The 17,384-nt window shown below is 71.0% G+C and carries 15 protein-coding genes and 3 pseudogenes; 12 read left to right on the forward strand and 6 right to left on the reverse strand.

What is annotated here, in order from left to right:
- Positions 1-319, forward strand: a pseudogene (locus ACIBW9_RS25855) (hypothetical protein); the annotation flags it as partial.
- A gap of 283 nt (positions 320-602) precedes the next feature.
- Here ACIBW9_RS25855 and ACIBW9_RS25860 read toward each other — a convergent pair.
- Together ACIBW9_RS25860 and ACIBW9_RS25865 are read right to left on the reverse strand one after the other, a co-directional pair.
- Positions 603-1,207, reverse strand: a pseudogene (locus ACIBW9_RS25860) (cadmium resistance transporter).
- A 9-nt stretch (positions 1,208-1,216) separates the two neighbouring features.
- Positions 1,217-1,807, reverse strand: coding sequence for a TetR/AcrR family transcriptional regulator (locus ACIBW9_RS25865; protein WP_398958845.1), 591 nt, complete (start codon positions 1,805-1,807; stop codon positions 1,217-1,219).
- 164 nt (positions 1,808-1,971) lie between these two features.
- Between ACIBW9_RS25865 and ACIBW9_RS25870 the strand changes: the two genes are divergently transcribed.
- From ACIBW9_RS25870 to ACIBW9_RS25880, 3 genes are all read left to right on the forward strand, one after another.
- Positions 1,972-2,991, forward strand: coding sequence for an aldo/keto reductase (locus tag ACIBW9_RS25870; RefSeq protein ID WP_398958847.1), 1,020 nt, complete (start codon positions 1,972-1,974; stop codon positions 2,989-2,991).
- A 25-nt stretch (positions 2,992-3,016) separates the two neighbouring features.
- A complete protein-coding gene (locus ACIBW9_RS25875) occupies positions 3,017-3,901 on the forward strand; it encodes an LLM class flavin-dependent oxidoreductase (protein ID WP_398958849.1) in 885 nt (294 codons plus the stop codon).
- Positions 3,902-4,045: 144 nt separating this feature from the next.
- Complete coding sequence (locus ACIBW9_RS25880) at positions 4,046-4,702, forward strand: DUF1326 domain-containing protein (protein ID WP_398958851.1); 657 nt, start codon at positions 4,046-4,048, stop codon at positions 4,700-4,702.
- A gap of 42 nt (positions 4,703-4,744) precedes the next feature.
- Here the strand turns inward: ACIBW9_RS25880 and ACIBW9_RS25885 are convergent, their stop codons facing one another.
- Together ACIBW9_RS25885 and ACIBW9_RS25890 are read right to left on the reverse strand one after the other, a co-directional pair.
- Positions 4,745-5,413: a hypothetical protein gene (locus ACIBW9_RS25885; RefSeq protein ID WP_398958853.1), complete on the reverse strand. Its 669-nt coding sequence runs from the start codon at positions 5,411-5,413 to the stop codon at positions 4,745-4,747.
- Between the two features lie 21 nt (positions 5,414-5,434).
- Positions 5,435-7,741 carry an FdhF/YdeP family oxidoreductase gene (locus tag ACIBW9_RS25890; protein ID WP_398958855.1) on the reverse strand — a complete coding sequence of 769 codons (2,307 nt, stop codon included), beginning with the start codon at positions 7,739-7,741 and terminating at the stop codon, positions 5,435-5,437.
- Between the two features lie 155 nt (positions 7,742-7,896).
- Between ACIBW9_RS25890 and ACIBW9_RS25895 the strand changes: the two genes are divergently transcribed.
- From ACIBW9_RS25895 to ACIBW9_RS25910, 4 genes are all read left to right on the forward strand, one after another.
- Positions 7,897-8,811, forward strand: coding sequence for a LysR family transcriptional regulator (locus ACIBW9_RS25895; RefSeq protein ID WP_398958857.1), 915 nt, complete (start codon positions 7,897-7,899; stop codon positions 8,809-8,811).
- Between the two features lie 84 nt (positions 8,812-8,895).
- Positions 8,896-9,489 (forward strand): dihydrofolate reductase family protein, encoded by a 594-nt coding sequence (locus ACIBW9_RS25900; RefSeq protein WP_398958859.1) that lies wholly within the window; start codon positions 8,896-8,898, stop codon positions 9,487-9,489.
- A 208-nt stretch (positions 9,490-9,697) separates the two neighbouring features.
- Positions 9,698-10,804 carry an NAD(P)/FAD-dependent oxidoreductase gene (locus tag ACIBW9_RS25905; RefSeq protein ID WP_398958861.1) on the forward strand — a complete coding sequence of 369 codons (1,107 nt, stop codon included), beginning with the start codon at positions 9,698-9,700 and terminating at the stop codon, positions 10,802-10,804.
- Between the two features lie 50 nt (positions 10,805-10,854).
- Positions 10,855-11,634 (forward strand): SDR family NAD(P)-dependent oxidoreductase, encoded by a 780-nt coding sequence (locus tag ACIBW9_RS25910; protein WP_398958863.1) that lies wholly within the window; start codon positions 10,855-10,857, stop codon positions 11,632-11,634.
- A 12-nt stretch (positions 11,635-11,646) separates the two neighbouring features.
- Here the strand turns inward: ACIBW9_RS25910 and ACIBW9_RS25915 are convergent, their stop codons facing one another.
- Positions 11,647-12,609, reverse strand: a complete 963-nt coding sequence (locus ACIBW9_RS25915) for an alpha/beta fold hydrolase (protein WP_398958865.1) — start codon at positions 12,607-12,609, stop codon at positions 11,647-11,649.
- A 120-nt stretch (positions 12,610-12,729) separates the two neighbouring features.
- Between ACIBW9_RS25915 and ACIBW9_RS25920 the strand changes: the two genes are divergently transcribed.
- Positions 12,730-13,527 carry an SGNH/GDSL hydrolase family protein gene (locus ACIBW9_RS25920; protein WP_398958867.1) on the forward strand — a complete coding sequence of 266 codons (798 nt, stop codon included), beginning with the start codon at positions 12,730-12,732 and terminating at the stop codon, positions 13,525-13,527.
- 92 nt (positions 13,528-13,619) lie between these two features.
- Positions 13,620-14,210 carry a PadR family transcriptional regulator gene (locus ACIBW9_RS25925; protein ID WP_398958869.1) on the forward strand — a complete coding sequence of 197 codons (591 nt, stop codon included), beginning with the start codon at positions 13,620-13,622 and terminating at the stop codon, positions 14,208-14,210.
- 13 nt (positions 14,211-14,223) lie between these two features.
- Here the strand turns inward: ACIBW9_RS25925 and ACIBW9_RS25930 are convergent, their stop codons facing one another.
- Positions 14,224-14,664: an ATP-binding protein gene (locus ACIBW9_RS25930; protein WP_398958871.1), complete on the reverse strand. Its 441-nt coding sequence runs from the start codon at positions 14,662-14,664 to the stop codon at positions 14,224-14,226.
- 218 nt (positions 14,665-14,882) lie between these two features.
- Between ACIBW9_RS25930 and ACIBW9_RS25935 the strand changes: the two are divergent.
- Positions 14,883-15,523, forward strand: a pseudogene (locus tag ACIBW9_RS25935) (TetR family transcriptional regulator).
- Between the two features lie 95 nt (positions 15,524-15,618).
- Complete coding sequence (locus tag ACIBW9_RS25940; RefSeq protein WP_398958873.1) at positions 15,619-16,944, forward strand: acyltransferase; 1,326 nt, start codon at positions 15,619-15,621, stop codon at positions 16,942-16,944.
- Positions 16,945-17,384 lie beyond the last annotated feature (440 nt).

The following is a 17,384-nucleotide window of genomic DNA, read 5'->3' on the forward strand; positions in this document are numbered from 1 at the left end:
GTACCCGGTGAAGCCTGCGTTCCCGGAGAAGCCTGCGCATCCGGAGCAGCCGGTGAAGCCCGCGTATCCGGAGCATCCGGTGAAGCCTGCGTTCCCGGAGAAGCCTGCGCATCCGGAGCAGCCGGTGAAGCCCGCGTATCCGGAGCATCCGGTGAAGCCTGCGTTCCCGGAGAAGCCTGCGCATCCGGAGCAGCCGGTGAAGCCCGCGTTCCCGGAGAAGCCTGCGCATCCGGAGCAGCCGGTCAAGCCCGCCTTCCCGGAGCACCCGGCGAAGCCCTCGTATCCGGATCAGCCGTCGAAGCCGGAGCACTCGAAGTAGCCGACGGCACGGCATCGTTCGGCCCCACCGGACGCGGAGCGCGGGCGGCTCGCCCCGCTCGCGAACCGCTTTGAACACGACGGGGGGAGGCTGATCCTGGGTGGTGCGGTGGCCAGGCCCGGGGGCTGTGCGGCACGGCCGCCGGTGTGACGGCGGTGGGTGTCCTCGCCCTCGATCCGGCGGCCCGGGAAGGAACGCAGGGGCGGCGGGTGGACACTGGTTGCCCCTCAGGGGCTGTCGTGCCGGGCCCGGACGATCGGGCCCGGCCATCGGCCCGCCGGGGTTACCGGCCGAATGCGCCGCCCTCGATGAGGATCAGCAGCCCGAGGGTGATCAGGACCAGCGGGAGCAGGACGTGCCCCCACCGGCTGAGTGCCTTGGCGATGACCGGCCGGGTGGCGAAGAAGCGGCCCGCGAGGCACCACGCGGCGACCAGGGCGAGGAAGACCACGGCATACACGCTCATCCCGCCCAGCCCGGCGGTGGCGAACACGGGGACGTAGACACCGATGTTGTCGCCGCCGTTGGCGAAGGTGACCGCGGCGACCTCCAGCGTTCTCGGACCGCCGCCCTCGGTCGTCTCCTGTGTGTCGTTCTCGTCCTCGTCGGCGCGGTGCTTCCACGCCTGCCAGGACGACTTCAGGCCGAGTGCGAGGGGGAGCAGTCCGAGATACGGGATGGCCGACTCGGGCAGGTAGGTGGCGCGAACGCCGCAGCGACAGCGACGGCGAGGACGGCGGTGAAACCGGCGTACTGGCCGAGCGTGATCCGGCGGGCGGAGCCGCGGTGGCCCGCGCCCCGCGCGAAGAACAGCGACAGCAGCAGGATGTCGTCGATGTTGGTGACGGCGAACAGCCCTGCCGCCTGCGCGACCATGCCCAGGTTCATGGATGGACGTCAGTTCGGCCGGTGCAGGCCCGCGACGAGGAGCTCGACCAGTCGGCGCGCGTCGTAGCGGGGGTCGTTCTCCGCGCCGATGCAGAGGTTGCCCACGCCGCGCATGAGCTCGTAGGCCTTGAGGTCGGACCGGATTTCGCCGGAGGCGGCTGCCGCGTCGAGCAGTTGGGTGCACACGGGCACGAGGCGGTCCAGGAAGTAGGCGTGCAGTGTGTCGAAGCCTGCGTCGTCGGACTGCAGTACGGCGGCGAGTCCGTGCTTGGTGACCAGGAACTCGACGAAGAGGCCGATCCACTGGCCCAGCGCCGCGTAGGGGGTCGGGCTGCTCGCCAGCAGGGCCGGGCCGGCCTCGGCGCAGGCCTCGACCTGGTGCCGGTAGACGGCGACGATGAGGTCCGCCCGGGTCGGGAAGTGCCGGTAGATCGTGCCCATCCCGACACCGGCCCTCGCCGCGATGTCCCGCACCGGCGCTTCCACGCCCGAGGTGACGAAGACCGCGGCGGCCGCGTCCAGCAGAGTCTGCTCGTTGCGGCGGGCGTCCGTCCGCTTGGGCCGGGCTGTGCGTCCCGTGCCCTTGTCCCCGTCGTTCACCGTGCTGTTCCCTCCGCGATCGGGCTTGCTGAAGCGGAGCGTTGTTCCGTATCGTAATCGGAGCGACGTTCCGCTTTGCTCATGATGCCAGAGCCGGAGCCCCGCGACCAAGCCATGCCTGGTCGCAACGCATCACCACCCATCCGCAATGGAGGAGCACGGTCATGCAGTACCGCACCTTGGGCCGCACCGGAGTGCAGGTCAGCTCGCTCGCGCTCGGCGCGATGAACTTCGGCAGTATCGGGCGCACCACCCAGGACGAGGCCACGGCCATCGTCGACGCCGCGCTCGAAAGCGGGATCAACCTCATCGACACCGCCGACGTGTACGGCGACGGCCAATCGGAGGAGATGGTCGGCAAGGCCATCGCCGGCCGCCGCGACGACATCGTGCTGGCCACGAAGGCGGGTCTGCCCATGGGGGACGAGCGCAACCACCGGGGCAGTTCGCGCCGTTGGCTGGTCACCGCGCTGGACGACAGCCTGCGCCGACTCGGCGTCGACCACGTCGATCTCTACCAGATCCACCGGTGGGACCCGAGCACCGGGGACGAGGAGACGCTGTCGGCCCTGACCGATCTGCAACGCGCGGGAAAAATACGCTACTTCGGGTCCTCCACCTTCCCCGCCCACCGCATCGTGCAGGCGCAGTGGGCCGCGCGTGAGCATCACCTGGGCCGTTATGTCACCGAACAGCCCAGCTACTCGATCCTGCAGCGCGGGATCGAGACGCACGTCCTGCCGGTGACCGAGGAGTACGGACTCGGAGTGCTGGTGTGGAGCCCGCTGGCCTCCGGCTGGCTGTCGGGCGCCGTGCGCGCCGGCCGCTCCATCACCACCAGCCGCTCGACGTTGATGCCGCAGCGCTTCGACACCGGCCTTCCCGAGAACAGGGCCAGGCTCGACGCCGTCGAGCGGCTGGCCGAGCTCGCCGACCAGTCCGGGCTGACGATGATCCAGCTCGCCCTCGGATTCGTGACGGCCCACCCGGCCGTGACCAGCGCGCTCATCGGTCCCCGCACGATCGAGCACCTGCACTCCCAGCTCGCCGCCGCCGACACCGTGCTCCCGGCCGACGTACTCGACGCGATCGACACGATCGTGGCCCCCGGCACCGACCTGGCCCCGCACGAGAAGCACGACACCCCGCCCGCCCTGCTCGACCCGTCACTGCGCCGCCGCTGACCGTCCGAGGAGGAACGGCAACCCCATGACGACGACCGCACCGCGAGTCCGTTTCGGCATCATGACCGCCCCCATGCAGGTCGGCTATCGCGACATCCTGCGGGTGTGGCGCGAGGCCGACACCATCCCGGAGATCGAGCACGCCTGGCTGTTCGACCACCTCATGCCCATCGCAGGCGACCCGGAAGGACCGATCTACGAGGGCTGGACGCTGCTCGCGGCCCTGGCCGCACAGACCCGCCGCCTGCGCCTCGGCCTCCTGGTCACCAGCAACCGCTTCCGGCCGCCCGCCATGCTGGCCAAGATCGCCACAACCGTCGACGTCGTCTCCGACGGCCGGCTCGACCTCGGTCTCGGCGTCGGATCCCGGCCCGACCCGCCCGAGGCGCGGCGCGAGTACCCGGCGCACGGCCTGCCCTTCCAGGACACCGCCCACGCCGTGGAAAGCCTGGCCGAGGCGTGCGCGGTGATCCGGCGCCTGTGGACCGAGGAGCAGCCCTTCGACTTCCACGGCACTCACCACCACCTCACCGGAGCCTTCGGCAATCCCAAACCCGTCCAACGCCCCCATCCGCCGATCCTCATCGGCGGACGCTCATCAACGACGCTGCGTGTGGCCGCCGAGCATGCCGACCTGTGGAACATGCCGGGCGGCTCCATCGACGACGCCGTCCGCCGCAGCGCCCTGCTGGACCGGCACTGCGCCGAGATCGGCCGCGACCCCGCCTCGATCACCCGCTCGATCGTCCTGCACGTCTCCTACGAGCGTCCGGACGCCACGAGGGCCGCGATCGCCGAGGCCGCCGACGCCGGCTTCCGGCACATCGTCCTGGGGCTGCCGTCGCCCTACCCCGACGGTGTCGTCCGCCGGCTGACCGACGAGATCATCGGCGCGTCGGCCCTCGTATGAACCGCTGAGCAGGGCAGGGTTTCCCTCCCGGCCGGTGAGGTGCAAGCTGGAACGGAGGCCGTTTCGCGATCCCGCGAGCGGGCTCGGGAAACCCGGTCTCGCCACTCCGAGTGAGCCCCTCGGGCTCGGCAGGAGGAATGCGGGATGAGTGAGCAGGTCACCACCGGTACGTCCTGGCACCTGACCGGCGACTGGTTCGATGTGTGCAAGTGCGCCATACCGTGCCCCTGCACATTTGCACAGCCCCCCACGTACGGCGACTGCGAAGGCATCATGGCCTGGCACATCCGGGAGGGCAACTACGGCGACGTGCGGCTGGACGACCTCAACGTCGTGATCGTCGCCTCCTTCACCGGCGACGTCTGGTCCGGTGCACACACCGACCCGTACGCCGCGGTCTTCCTCGACGAACGTGCCGATGACAAGCAACGCGGCGCGCTCCAGGCCGTTTTCGGCGGTGAGGCGGGCGGATGGCCGGCGCAGTTCGTGGGGATGTTCCACCCCGAGATGCGCGGCATGGACGTCGTCCCCATCCACGTGGAGATCGACGAGGACCTCGCCGGCTGGCGGGCCGAGATCCCCGACCGGGTGACGGCCACCGCCGAGGCACTCACCGGCCCGACGACGCCGGACGGTGCACGCGTCCAGGTCCACAACGCGCCGGGCGCCGAGGTCGGCCCGGGCCAGGTCGCCACCTGGGGGCGGGCCACGACCGACCGCGCCAACGCATTCGGCTTCTCCTGGGACCGCTCGGGCAAGTCGAGCAAGTACTTCCCGTTCGACTGGAGCGGGCCTGACTGAGCGGGAACGCGCTCCTCGCGCAACGGGGGCGGCGGTTGCCGCTCACCCGTGCCCTGCGTCGACCCCTCCTCGCAGCCCCCACTCATCAAGCCCCGAGTAGATCAACGCGGTGCGGTCTCCGGGGATGCCGAGCGCCTCGGCCTCCCCGGAATGAAGCGCCACCAGAGAGTCGGGGCCTCGCCACCAGGTGTCGGCAAGGCCCATCACCTCGCGCACCGGCTCGTAGCCGTCCAGATCGATGTCATCGACGTCGTCGCCGACGAGCCTGGTGATCTGCTTCGCCCACAGGGAGGCGTGGTGAGCCAGTGCGAGCGACTCCACCCAGCCCTCGGTGCTCGCGTGGAGAGGCGCCCACCTGTCCGCATGGATTCCGAACTCACCCGACGGACTGATCATGAATGAGTAGGGGACAGCGGTCCGTTGCTTCCCGGCTTCGAACCACCACCCCGCGGAGTCCGATTCGGGGGAGTCCGGATCGAAGTACTTGGGGCCTCCGTCGTACTGGGTCGCGGGTGGCAGGAGCAGACCGCCCCAATTCTCCTGGTAGGACGCCATCCGGTCGATCACTGCTGCGGGGACGCCCTGCTCGAGCCACCACTGCCTGTGCCCCTCCACCTGCCGGACGTCCACCTTGACGCCGTGCGCGCGGACGAACGACCGGGCGCGTCGAGTCAGGCCGTCAGGCACATCGTTGAAGAGGTCGAGGTTCACCAGGGCGACGCCACCCGCTGCTTAAGCCGGTGCCCGCTCGGCCGCCCGCTCCAGACGGACGATCACGCTCTTCGACGTCGGGGTGTTGCTGATGTCCGCGACGCTGTCGAGGGGCACCAGGACGTTGGTCTCCGGGTAGTACGCGGCCGCCGAACCCGGGGGAGTGGAGTATCCGACGACGCGGAAGGCCTCCGCGCGGCGCTCCGAGCCGTCCGACCAGATGCTGACCAGGTCGACGAGGCTGCCGTCGGCCAGGCCGAGGTCGGCGAGGTCGGCGGGGTTGACCAGGACGACGCGGCGGCCGCCCTTGATGCCCCGGTAGCGGTCGTCCATCGCGTAGGGGACGGTGTTCCACTGGTCGTGCGAGCGCAGGGTCTGCAGGACCAGGTGGCCCTTGGGCGCCTGGAGCATCGTGAAGTCGTTGACGGTGAAGACGGCCTTGCCGCTGGGGGTGCGGAAGACGCGGGAGTTGACCGGGTTGGGCAGGCGGAAGCCGCCGGGACGCCGTACCCGCTCGTTGAAGTCGTGGAATCCTTCGACGACTTGGGCGATGCGGTCGCGGACGAGGTCGTAGTCGGCCTCGAAGTCCTCCCAGGGGATGGTCGGTTCGCCGCCCAGCACCCGGCGGGCGAGGCGGCTGATGATGGACACCTCGCTCAGCAGGTACGGGGAGGCGGGGGCGAGCCGGCCGCGGGTGGCGTGGACCTCGCTCATGGAGTCCTCGACCGTCATGAACTGCTCGCCGCCCGCCTGGACGTCACGGTCGCTGCGGCCGAGCGTCGGCAGGATGAGCGCGGTGCGTCCGCACACCGCGTGGGAACGGTTGAGCTTGGTCGAAATGTGCGCCGTCAGACGGCAGTTGCGCATGGCACGCTCGGTGGTGTCGCTGTCGGGCGTGGCCCGCACGAAGTTGCCCGCGACACCGAGGAAGAGCTTGGCCCGGCCGTCTCGCATGGCCCGGATGGAATCCACGGAGTCCAAGCCGTGCGCGGTCGGCGCGGTGAAGCCGAACTCCTGCCCCAGCCGGTCCAGGAACGCCTGCGGCATCCGCTCCCAGATCCCCATCGTGCGGTCGCCCTGGACGTTGCTGTGCCCGCGCACCGGACACACCCCCGCGCCCGGACGGCCGATGTTGCCGCGCAGCAGCAGGAAGTTGACGACCTCCCGGATGGTGGGCACGCCGTGCTTGTGCTGGGTCAGGCCCATCGCCCAGCAGACGATGACACTGCGGCTGTTCAGCACGCGCGCGTGGACCCGCTCGATCTCGTCGCGGGTCAGCCCGGTGGCGTCCACGACGGCATCCCAGGACGTGGCGCGGATCCGTTCGGCGAAGGCGTCGTAGCCGGTGGTGTGCTCGTCGATGAACGCGCGGTCCAGGACGGTGCCCGGCTCCTTGTCCTCCGCCTCAAGGAGCAGCAGGTTCAGCGCCTGGAACAGAGCCAGGTCGCCGCCGGGGCGGATCTGCAGGAACTGGTCGGCGATGTCCGTGCCGCGGCCGATGACGCCGCGGGCCTTCTGGGGATGCTTGAAACGCAGCAGCCCCGCCTCGGGCAGCGGGTTGACCGCGACCACGCTGCCGCCGCGCCGCTTGGTCTCCTCCAGCGCGGACAGCATCCGCGGGTGGTTGGTGCCGGGGTTCTGGCCCACGACGAAGACCAGGTCGGCGTTGTGGAGGTCGTCGAGGCTGACGCTGCCCTTGCCAATGCCCAGGGTCTCGTTCAGGGCCGAACCGCTGGACTCGTGGCACATGTTGGAGCAGTCCGGCAGGTTGTTGGTGCCGAAGGCCCGCGCGAACAGCTGCAGCAGAAAGGCAGGCTCGTTGGCCAGCCGCCCCGAGGTGTAGAACAGCGCCTCGTCCGGGTGGTCCAGGGCGCACAGTTCCCTGGCCAGCAGGTCCAGCGCCTCGTCCCAGCCGACCGGTTCGTAGTGGGTCGCGCCCTCGCGCAGCACCATCGGCTCGGTCAGTCGGCCCTGCTGGTTGAGCCAGTAGTCCGACTTCCGGCTCAGCTCGTCCACCGAGTACCGCCGGAAGAAGTCCGCGGTCACCCGCCGGGAGGTGGCCTCGTCGCTGATGTGCTTGGCGCCGTTCTCGCAGTACTCGTTGCGGTGCCGCTCGCCGGGTGCGGGCTCCGGCCAGGCGCAGCCCGGGCAGTCGAAGCCCTTCGCCTGGTTGATGCTGAGCAGCGTCAGCGCGGTGCGCTTCGGTGAGGTCTGGCCCAGCGCGTACTTGAGCGCGTGCGCGACGGCGGGAGCGCCGGTGGCCCAGGTCTTGGGCGCCGAGACCGACAGCCCGCCCTCGTCCGCTCCGTCTTCTTCGAAGTCCCGCATCGCACACCACGCCCTCTCGTCCGCACGACACTCTTCGTCAGCGCCTCGGACCTGGTCAAAGCGGTAGTTCCTATCGCGTGACAGGCGGCACCGATCAGTGCAGCGTGACCGGGGGCCACCGGCGCGGGACGGCCGCCGCGAGGGATCATGGGAGGGTGCTCCTGCGTCAGCTCGAATACCTCGTCGCCCTCGCGCGCGCCCGCCACTTCGCGAAGGCGGCGCAGGCCTGCTACGTCTCCCAGCCGACCCTGTCCGAGGGCATCAGGAAACTGGAGGACGAACTCGGCATCCCCCTGGTCCAGCGGGGCCGCAGGTTCGACGGCCTGACTCCGGAGGGCGAGCGTGTCGTCCTGTGGGCGCAGCGCATCCTCGCCGACCGGGACGCGATGCAGGGCGAGATCCAGGCACTGCGGGCCGGTCTGACCGGACGGCTGCGCATCGGCACCGTCCCGACCGCCGCCACGGCGGTCGCGCTTCTGACCCAGCCGTTCTGCGCCGCCAACCCGCTGGCGACCGTGCAGGTCTTCGCGGACCTGCAGTCCGTGGACATCGTCAGCAGGCTCCAGACGTACGAACTCGATGCCGCCGTGACCTACCACAGCACCGTCGTCGAACACGGCTTCAAGTTCGTCCCGCTGTACCTGGAGCGCTATGTCCTGCTGATCCAGCGCTCCGGTCGCGCCTCGGGCCCGGCCGAGATCTCCTGGGAGGAGGCATCCCAGTACCCGCTGTGCCTGCTGCACCCGGGGATGCAGGGGCGCCAGGTCCTGGAGGCTGCCTTCGAGGCGGCAGGCGTCTCCGTGACCCCGCGCGTGGAGACCGACTCCATCGCCTCGCTGTTCGCGCAGGTCAGAGCCGGGCACTGGGCGAGTGTCGTACCGCATGCCTGGCTGCATGTCTTCGGCGTGCCCGCGGGGATGCAGGCCGTTCCTCTGGTCCGCCCGGTCCGCACGGAGCGCATCGGCCTGGTCCTCCCGGCGCGGGAGCCGGTCTCGGTGATCGGGCAGGCGCTGATCGACGCCGTCGGCCGGGCGGGCGTGGCGGCCGCGCTGGAGCGGCTGCCCGACTAGCGCGGACCGATGAGTTTCCCGGCGACCGAGGGTCTCCCCACCAAGTGCAGGCGGGCTGCAGAGAGACAGAACGGAGAGATCCTCATGGGGAAGGTCACCACCTCGGCGTCGATGTCCCTCGACGGGTTCATCGCCGGACCGGCCGAGACGGGCTTCGAGCATCTCTTCGCCTGGCACCGCAACGGGGACATCGAGGTGCCGTCCGCCGATCCGCGCTGGTCCTTCCGGCTGTCGCCGCCGAGCGCGGAGCACCTGCGGCACCAGATGGCGGCCTTCGGGGCGCTCGTGGTCGGCCGCCGGCTGTTCGACGTCACCCAGGGCTGGGGCGGCAGGCACCCCTTCGGCGTGCCGGTCTACGTCGTCACCCACCGGGCGCCCGCCGACTGGGCCCACCCGGAGGCCCCCTTCACGTTCGTCACCGACGGCCTGCACAGCGCGATCCAGCAGGCGAAGGCCGCCGCCGGCGCGCGCGACGTGGGGGTGGCCGCGGGCGACCTGGCCCGCCAGGCCCTGGACGCCGGGCTGGTGGACGAGATCCACGTGGACCTCGTCCCCGTACTCCTGGGCGCCGGCACCCGCCTCGTCGGAGACCTCACCAACGCTCCGATCACGCTTGGCACCCCGCGAGTCGTCGAGAGTGCCGGGGTCACTCATCTCCATTACGCCGTGAACAAGTAGTCGGGTCACCGGCCAGGCGCTCCTCGCCGCGCGGGACGTGAGCACCAGGCCTGCGGTCCATCCGCGCCGTCGCGTTCGCTTCACAGAATTCCCACAAAGCCCCATGAAAGCTTTAAGTTTCAAGCGGTACGCTCTTTCGCACTTCGAGTGGCCGAGGAAGCCCCACATCGCGGCGCTCGCATCCCCCCACAGGCACAGGAGACGCGTTGTGCGCGACGGCGACGTAGTAGTGATCGGCGGCGGCTACGCGGGCGTACGGCTGGCGAAACGGCTGGACTCGGTGGCGCGGGTCACCCTGGTGGACCGCAAGGAGGTCTTCTTCCACCGTATCGCCTCGCTGCGCGCCGGAGTTCGCCCGGAGTGGTCGGTGACCCCCTTCATCCCGTACGACCGACTGATGGGCAACGGCCGGGTGGTCGTGGGCAAGGCGGTCCGTATCGACACCACCGAGCGCCAGGTCGTCCTGGCGACGGGGGAGAGGCTGCCGTACGACGTGGTGGTGATCGCCACCGGCGCCGACTACCCCGAACCGGCCCGCTTCACCGGCACCACCACCGAGGAGGCGGTCAAGTCCTTCGCCGGGCACCAGCAGAAGATAGCGACGGCCGAGCATGTCCTCGTCGTCGGCGGAGGCCCATCCGGCGTCGAACTCGCCGCCGAGATACGCCTGGCCCGGCCGGACGCCCGGGTCACCCTGGCTCACTCCGGGCCGGCACTGTTGCACTCCACCGGCGTCGAGCGGGTCGGGCGCAGGGCGCGGGCCTGGCTGGAGTCCCACGACGTGGAGGTACGCCTCGACTCGTTCATGTCGCCCGGCAACGACTTCGGCACCTATCGCGACGCGCACGGCACCGTCATCGAGGCCGACCTCTCCTTCTGGGCGACCGGCACCACGCCCAACACGCTCTGGCTGCGCCTGGGCGGACACGGCGACTGGCTGAACCCGGCCGGGCACGTCAGGGTCGACCGCACTTTGCGGGTCGAGGGACGGCTGGACGTGTTCGCCGTCGGCGACGTGAACGACGCCACCGAACTCAAGATCACCCCCGCCGCGCTGGCCCAGGCCGACCTCGCCGCCTGGAACATCCGTACCTATCTGAACAGTTCCGGCAAGCACCGCAAGGAACCGCGCCTGTACCGGGCGATCCACCGCACCCCGCTCGTCGTGCCCTTCGGCCCGGCCGACGGGCTGACCCTGCTGCCCGTGCCGGGCGGCGAGAGCGCGGTCCTCGGCGGCCGCACCTCGGTGCTGGCCAAGGCGAAGACCCTCATGACGCCCTACATGAGGCGCCAACTCGGCTACACCGCTGCCTGAGACACAGGCTCGGCCCTTCCGCGTCCAGGGGGTGTGTCTAGGGTGCGGACATGACCTCGCGGACGTACCTCTCCGAACTGTTCTCGCTCAGCGACCGTGTCGCCGTGGTGACCGGCGGCAGTTCCGGCATCGGCCGGGCTGTCGCCGGCGCCCTCGCGCGGGCCGGGGCGAGCGTGGTGATCGTGGCGCGCAGACAGGCGGAGCTGGCCGCGACGGTCGACGAGCTGACGGCCGAGGGCTGCCGGGCGGCCTGGGTCAGCGCCGACCTGGGCAGTCGCGAAGGCGTGCGCGCGGCCGCCGAGCAGGCGGCCGGGGTGTTCGGGGAGCCCGACATCCTCGTCAACAGTGCCGGGATCAATCTGCGGCCGCCGATGGGGGAGTTGGGCGAGGACGTCTGGGACACCACGATGGCGGTGAACCTGGAGGCGCCCTTCCTGCTGGGGCAGCGCTTCGGCCCCGGCATGGCCGAACGCGGCTTCGGACGGATCATCCACGTCACCTCCCAGCAGGCGCACCGGGCGTTCGTGCAGAGCGGGGCCTACGGGGTGTCCAAGGGGGCGCTGGAGTCCCTGGCCCGTTCCCAGGCCGAGGCGTGGTCGCCGTACGGCGTCACCTGCAACACGCTCGTTCCGGGCTTTGTGATGACCCCGCTCAACGAGCGGCTGTCGTCCGATCCCGAGAAGGTGGCGGCGCTGGCCGCGCGCACCATGGTCGGGCGCAACGGTCTGGCCGACGACTTCGCGGGTGCGGCGGTGTTCCTGGCGAGCCGCGCCTCCGCCTACGTCACCGGGCAGGCCCTCTTCGTCGACGGCGGACTGTCCGTCCACTGATCACGTCGCCGTTCACGCGAGTTCGGCGAGGAAGTCGATGAGCGCCTCGTTCACCTCGCGGGAACGCTCCTGCTGCGTCCAGTGGCCGCAGCCCGCCAACTTGAGGGGTTCGCGGCGCAGGTCGGGCATCAGCTCCGGCAGGGCGGCGATGAGCTCGGGCGTGCCGGGGAAGGCCGGCACCAGATCGCGGTCGCCGTACACGTACAGGGCGGGCGAGCTGACGACGGCGCCGTGCCAGGGGGCGGTCAGTTCCCAGTTGCGATCGAGGTTGCGGTACCAGTTGAGCGCCCCGGTGAAGCCCTGGGAGAAGCTCTCGGTCAGGGCGTCGAGGTCCTCCTCGGTGAACCACTCCGGGAGGGTCTCGGGATCCGTCATGGTCGTCAGCCAGCCCTGGCCGGGTTCGATCAGGGGCTGGGCGCCCGAGCCGGCGCCCGGTGCGTCGCCGGAGGCCATGTAGAAGATCTTGCGCAGGGCCGCGCGGGGGTCCTGCGCCAACTCGGCGTCCGCGACGCCTGGTTGGCTGAAGTAGTTCCAGTAGAAGCGGCCGTCGAACCGCTCGTCCATGACGGCCAGCGGCGGCCGGGAGCTGCGGAACGGCGGCGGAACGCTCAGGCCGGCGACGCCTCGCACGACGTCCGGCCGCAGCAGCGCGGTGTGCCAGGCGACCGGGGCGCCCCAGTCGTGCCCGACGACGAACGCCTGCTCCTCGCCGAGCGCATGGATCAGCCCGACGACGTCGCCGACCAGGTGCAGGATGCTGTAGGCGTCCACCTCCGCGGGGCGGTCGCTGCGCCCGTATCCACGCTGGTCGGGGGCGACCACGCGGAAGCCCGCGTCGGTCAGCGGGCCGAACTGGTGGCGCCAGGAGTGCCAGGACTCGGGGAAGCCGTGCAGCAGCACGACCAGGGGGCCTTCGCCCTGCTCCGCCACGTGCAGCCGAATGCCGTTCACGCCAACCATCCGATGCTCAACCATGGGCACGAGCCTACGTTCTTCGTGATCTTCGGTTGACTGATATAGTCAACAATGCGAGTAAGAAATTAATCACCCATATCGGTCGGCAGTCGTGCGGTGCCAACGGAAGGCGGTGGGTCGGTGGCCGGCAGCGGATATCTGCGGTACGTGGCAGTCGGTGACAGCCAGACCGAAGGCGTCGGCGACGGCGACGACGTCCGGGGGCTGCGCGGCTGGGCGGACCGGCTCGCCGAGCAGATCGCGCGGGAGAGTCCGGGCCTGCTGTACGCCAACCTCGCCGTGCGCGGGCGGCTGGCCGGACAGGTGCGTGCCGAACAGCTGGCACTCGCCCTGGAGTTGCGGCCTGACCTCGCCACGGTCGTCGCCGGCCTCAACGACGTGCTGCGGCCCCGGTTCGACGCGGACGAGGTCGCCGGCCATCTGGAGGCCATGTTCGCCGCGCTCACTGCACAGGGCACCCGCGTCGCGACGGTCACCTTCCCCGATCCCGGCCGGCTCGCCCCCTCGGCCCGGCCGCTCGCACCCCGCGTCCTCGCCCTCAACGCCCGCATCCGGGACGCCGCCCGACGGCACGGCGTCGCCGTGGCCGACTCCTGGCCCCATCCGGCGGTCACCGATCCCCGGATGTGGAGCCCCGACCGGCTGCACGCGAGCCCGCTCGGCCATGCCCTCATCGCGGCCGCCGTCGCCCACGCCCTCGACCTGCCGGGCAGCGACGACAGCTGGACACGGCCGCTGCCTCCCGAGGCGGTGGCCCGCACGGGCCTGCGGGCCATCGGTGCCGAACTGCGCTGGGCGGGCACCTTCTTGGGGCCCTGGATCATACGGCGGGTGCGCGGCCGCTCCTCCGGCGACGGCCGCCGGGCCAAACGGCCGGCACTCCTCCCGGTGACCGGACTCGCCGACGGGTCCTCCTGAGCGGTAGCTGAGCCCGACGTCGCGCCGTCAGGCGGCCGACGTCACGTAGTAGTCGTCCTATTGACTAATCAACAAGGTGTTAAATTGGGGCAATGGCTCTGCGCAACGCGGTGATGGCCGCGCTTCTGGAGGGTGAGGCGTCCGGGTACGACCTCGCGAAGGGCTTCGAGGCCTCCGTCGCCAACTTCTGGATGGCCACCCCGCAGCAGCTCTACCGCGAGCTGGAGCGGATGGAGAGCGAGGGGCTCGTGTCCGCGCGGGTCGTCCAGCAGGAGCGCCGGCCCAACAAGCGGCTCTTCTCGCTCACCGAGGCCGGCCTGGAGGTCCTGCGCGACTACGTCGGCGAGGCCCCAGCAAAGCCCCCGGCCCTGCGGGACGAGTTGATGGTCAAGGTCCAGTGCGTCGACATCGGTGACGCCGGGGACTTCGAAGCCGTACGGGCCGCGGTCGCCGAGCGCTTCGAGCGGGCCACCGCCAAGCTCGCCCGCTACCGGCGCATGCAGGAACGCATGCTCGACGGCCGCACCGAGGACGAGTACCTCGCCACCGCCGAGCGCATCGGCCCCTACCTCACCCTGCAGGGCGGCATCGCCCTCGAGCGGGCCAACCTGCAGTGGAGCGAGACGGCCCTCAAGAGGCTCGCACAGCGCGCCGCGGCACTCGCCGAACCGTCCGGCGGCTGACGCGGCCGGTGCGCTACCTGCACGGCTTCTGCAGGCCGGCGACGCTGTGCGGGCGGGGATGGCGCACCAGGGCCCAGACCGTCTTGCCGTGGCGTCCCCGGGGCCGTACGCCCCAGGTCTGGGCGAGCTGGTCGACGAGGTGCAGGCCGCGCCCCTTCTCGTCGTCACCGGTGGGCACGTCGTGCAGGACCGGCTGCGTCGGGCTCTCGTCGGAGACGGCTATGAAGCACGAGCCGTCCGCCCGCGCCGTCACCGCCAGCTCGAACTCGCGCTCCAGGATGGGCCCGTGACGCACGACGTTCGCCGCCAGCTCGGAGGCCAGCAGGACGACCCTCTCCGTCATCTCGTCGTTGGATGCATGCCCCCAGCTGGCCAGATGCTGCCGCACCCGGTACCGGGCGAAGCCGACCGAAGCCGGATGACGGGGAAGCCGGAACGCCTCACGTCTCAGCACACGCATCCCTCCCGAATGACATCGAAAAGATCTCGACACTCGTATAAGCGCACAGTGACAGATGAATGTCACTGCGCACACGAGGGGCGGCTGAATCTGGCCATATCTGTCCGAGTGTCGTCTACTGCCTGCTGCGTAGCCGGTCTGGTCATACGGGCGCCGTGCCAAAATGGACGCCATCGCGCCTGCTCAGCCCACCCGCCCACGCACCGCCGAGGTTGAACCGTGACCAAGTCCGCCGCCCGTTGCGCCGCAACGCGCGGTCCAACCGGGCGCGCATCCTGGCCACGGCCCGCCGGGAGCTCGGCCGCGACCCCGACATCACCCTCGAGGAACTCGCGCGCGCCGCAGGTGTCGTACGGCGCACGCTCTTCGGTCACTTCCCCGGCTGCTCCGCCCTGCTGGAGGCGCTCGCCGAAGAGGCGTCCGAGACGTTCAAGGAAGTGCTGGTGGACGGGGCGTCCCGAGGAGCCGGCCGACCGGGCCCTCGCGTACTTCGTGCTCCGCATCTGGCCGGTGGGCGACCGCTACCGGAAGCTGCTGGGCCTGGCCCGGCGGGACCTGGGCGCGGAGCGGGTGACCGAGGTTCTGGCCCCGGCCCGCGAGGTGGTCACGGCCATCCTGGAGCGCGGACAGCGCGAGGGTGTATTCCACTCCCATCTGCCGCCCGCCGTGATGAGCGCCGGACTCGAGGCGATGACTGCTCGAGGACGTCAACACCGGGGCGCTGGAGGACGACGGGACCCGTACGGCCGTCGCCACACTGATCGCGGCCGGTGTGCCGGAGAAGCGGGCGAGCGCGGTGGTCGAGGAGGTCGCGGCGATCGTGCCCCGCGCGGAGCCGACCGCGGACGGGTGAGCCGCGGATCCGGGTGATCTCGTACCGGGCACGGATTGGTTGCGGCCCGGACGTCCCGCCGTACAGGTGGTGCGGCTGCGGCAGCATGACGAGGCATGAGCCGAGACCGGTACGTCGACTTCCTGCGGGCATGGGCGATCGTCCTGGTCGTGCTCGGCCACTGGCTGATCACCGCCCTGCTGCACGGGCCCGGCGGTGAGCTCACCGCCCCCGAGCTGCTGGCGAGCGTGCCCTGGACCCAGTGGCTGACCCTGCTCTTCCAGATCATGCCGCTGTTCTTCCTGGCCGGAGGCCATGCGGCGGCAGGCTCCTGGGCGCGGACGCGGTCGGCGGGCGGCACGGCCACCGGCTGGGTGGGGCGGCGGGCGGTGCGGCTGCTGCTGCCGACGGCCCTGTACAGCGGCCTGGTGCTGCTCGCCGTGGGAGTCTGCTCGACGGTCGGCGTCGACCCGGGCACCCTCGCACTCGTCGGGTGGGCCATGGCGATGCAGTTCTGGTTCCTGCCGGTGTATCTGCTGCTCAGCGCCCTGACACCGGTCCTGCATGCGGCGCACCGGCGCTGGGGACTCGCCGTCCCCGTGGCCATGGGCGCGGTCGCCCTGATCGCGGACGCGCTGGTGCTCACGGCACACGCCGCCCACGTCGGTCTGCTCAACTACGTCCTGGTCTGGGGCGTCGCCTACCAACTCGGCTTCTGTCGGCACGACGGCCTGCTGAGCGAGAGCCGGCCGCTGCTGCCCGCGGCGCTGGCCGCGGGTGGCGGACTCGCCTTCGCGGCGCTGGTCGCGCTCGGCCCCTTCCCCATCAGCCTGATCCTGGTCACCGGGCAGACACCCAGCAACACCAACCCGCCGTCCGCGGCGATGCTGGCCTGGGCGGTCGCGCAGGTGGGCGCCTGCCTCCTCGCCGCACCGGCGCTGCGACGCGTCTTGCAACGCGAGCGGGTGTGGCGGGTGGTGCGCCGGGTGGGCGGCGTCAGCATGACGCTGTATCTGTGGCACATGCTGCCGGTGCTGGTGGTGGCCGCCGCGTTCTACCTCACCGGCCTGGCACCCGAGCCGGCCCTCGGATCCGCCGCCTGGTGGGCACTGCGAGTGCCCTGGCTGCTGGTGCTCGGCGTCGTCCTGGTCGCTGTGGTGTCAGCCGTACGGCAGTTGGAGGGCGGCCTGGTGCAGTGGTACGAACGGATCCGCCCGGACGTCGGCCCGTACCGCCCCTGGCTGCTCTGGCCGGGCCTGGCCGCGTGCGCCACCGCCCTCAGCCGCTTCGCCACGCGCGGCTTCACGGCCGACGGCCGCTTCCCCGCGCTGCCCGCCCTGGGCCTGGCCATGGGCGCGGCGCTGGTACTTCTCCACCGTCGGCCGGCGGAACCCAGCACCACAGAGTGCGCCCAGGGCGACGCCTTGGAGGAGGCGGCTTGACGGCCGGTTCGCCGTCGCCGCCGGATCCTCCGGCCTCCGACGCCCTGGTCTCATCGAGCACCCCACAGGCGAGAAGCAAGGTCTGACCGCCAGGTCCCAGATCCTGGCGACCGAAGACGCCGGTGCCGAGACCTCGGGCAACGGGACGACGAGTCCGTCTCCCACGCCGAAAGTCGGGACGGGTCTCCCCGACGGAGGGGAGTGCGCCGCCCGCGACCGTGAACTTCCCGACCGTGATGCGATTGCCGGAGGCCGCCGAGACCGTCGTCGAAACCGTGATGCGACCGTGGGCCGGCGCCGGGGGACACCTCCAGGCCCAGGGTGTTGGAGAGGTCCGGGCAGGACAGGAAGGCGGTCGCCGCGGCCGAGCGGGCCCGCGCCTCGGTGTCGTCGGACTTCGTGAGTCCGTGCAGATCGAGGTCGAGCCGGGGGACAGGCAT

Origin of the sequence: Streptomyces sp. NPDC049541, assembly GCF_044465725.1 — a bacterium.
Lineage (GTDB): Bacteria > Actinomycetota > Actinomycetes > Streptomycetales > Streptomycetaceae > Streptomyces.

What these genes read in the sequence shown, in the direction of transcription:
- ACIBW9_RS25875 (WP_398958849.1), top strand. Translation starts at nt 3,017, where the DNA reads ATGACGACGACCGCACCGCGAGTCCGTTTCGGCATCATGACCGCCCCC.
- ACIBW9_RS25915 (WP_398958865.1), bottom strand. Translation starts at nt 12,609, where the DNA reads ATGGTTGAGCATCGGATGGTTGGCGTGAACGGCATTCGGCTGCACGTG.
- ACIBW9_RS25910 (WP_398958863.1), top strand. Translation starts at nt 10,855, where the DNA reads ATGACCTCGCGGACGTACCTCTCCGAACTGTTCTCGCTCAGCGACCGT.
- ACIBW9_RS25880 (WP_398958851.1), top strand. Translation starts at nt 4,046, where the DNA reads ATGAGTGAGCAGGTCACCACCGGTACGTCCTGGCACCTGACCGGCGAC.
- ACIBW9_RS25900 (WP_398958859.1), top strand. Translation starts at nt 8,896, where the DNA reads ATGGGGAAGGTCACCACCTCGGCGTCGATGTCCCTCGACGGGTTCATC.
- ACIBW9_RS25940 (WP_398958873.1), top strand. Translation starts at nt 15,619, where the DNA reads ATGAGCCGAGACCGGTACGTCGACTTCCTGCGGGCATGGGCGATCGTC.
- ACIBW9_RS25925 (WP_398958869.1), top strand. Translation starts at nt 13,620, where the DNA reads ATGGCTCTGCGCAACGCGGTGATGGCCGCGCTTCTGGAGGGTGAGGCG.
- ACIBW9_RS25870 (WP_398958847.1), top strand. Translation starts at nt 1,972, where the DNA reads ATGCAGTACCGCACCTTGGGCCGCACCGGAGTGCAGGTCAGCTCGCTC.
- ACIBW9_RS25890 (WP_398958855.1), bottom strand. Translation starts at nt 7,741, where the DNA reads ATGCGGGACTTCGAAGAAGACGGAGCGGACGAGGGCGGGCTGTCGGTC.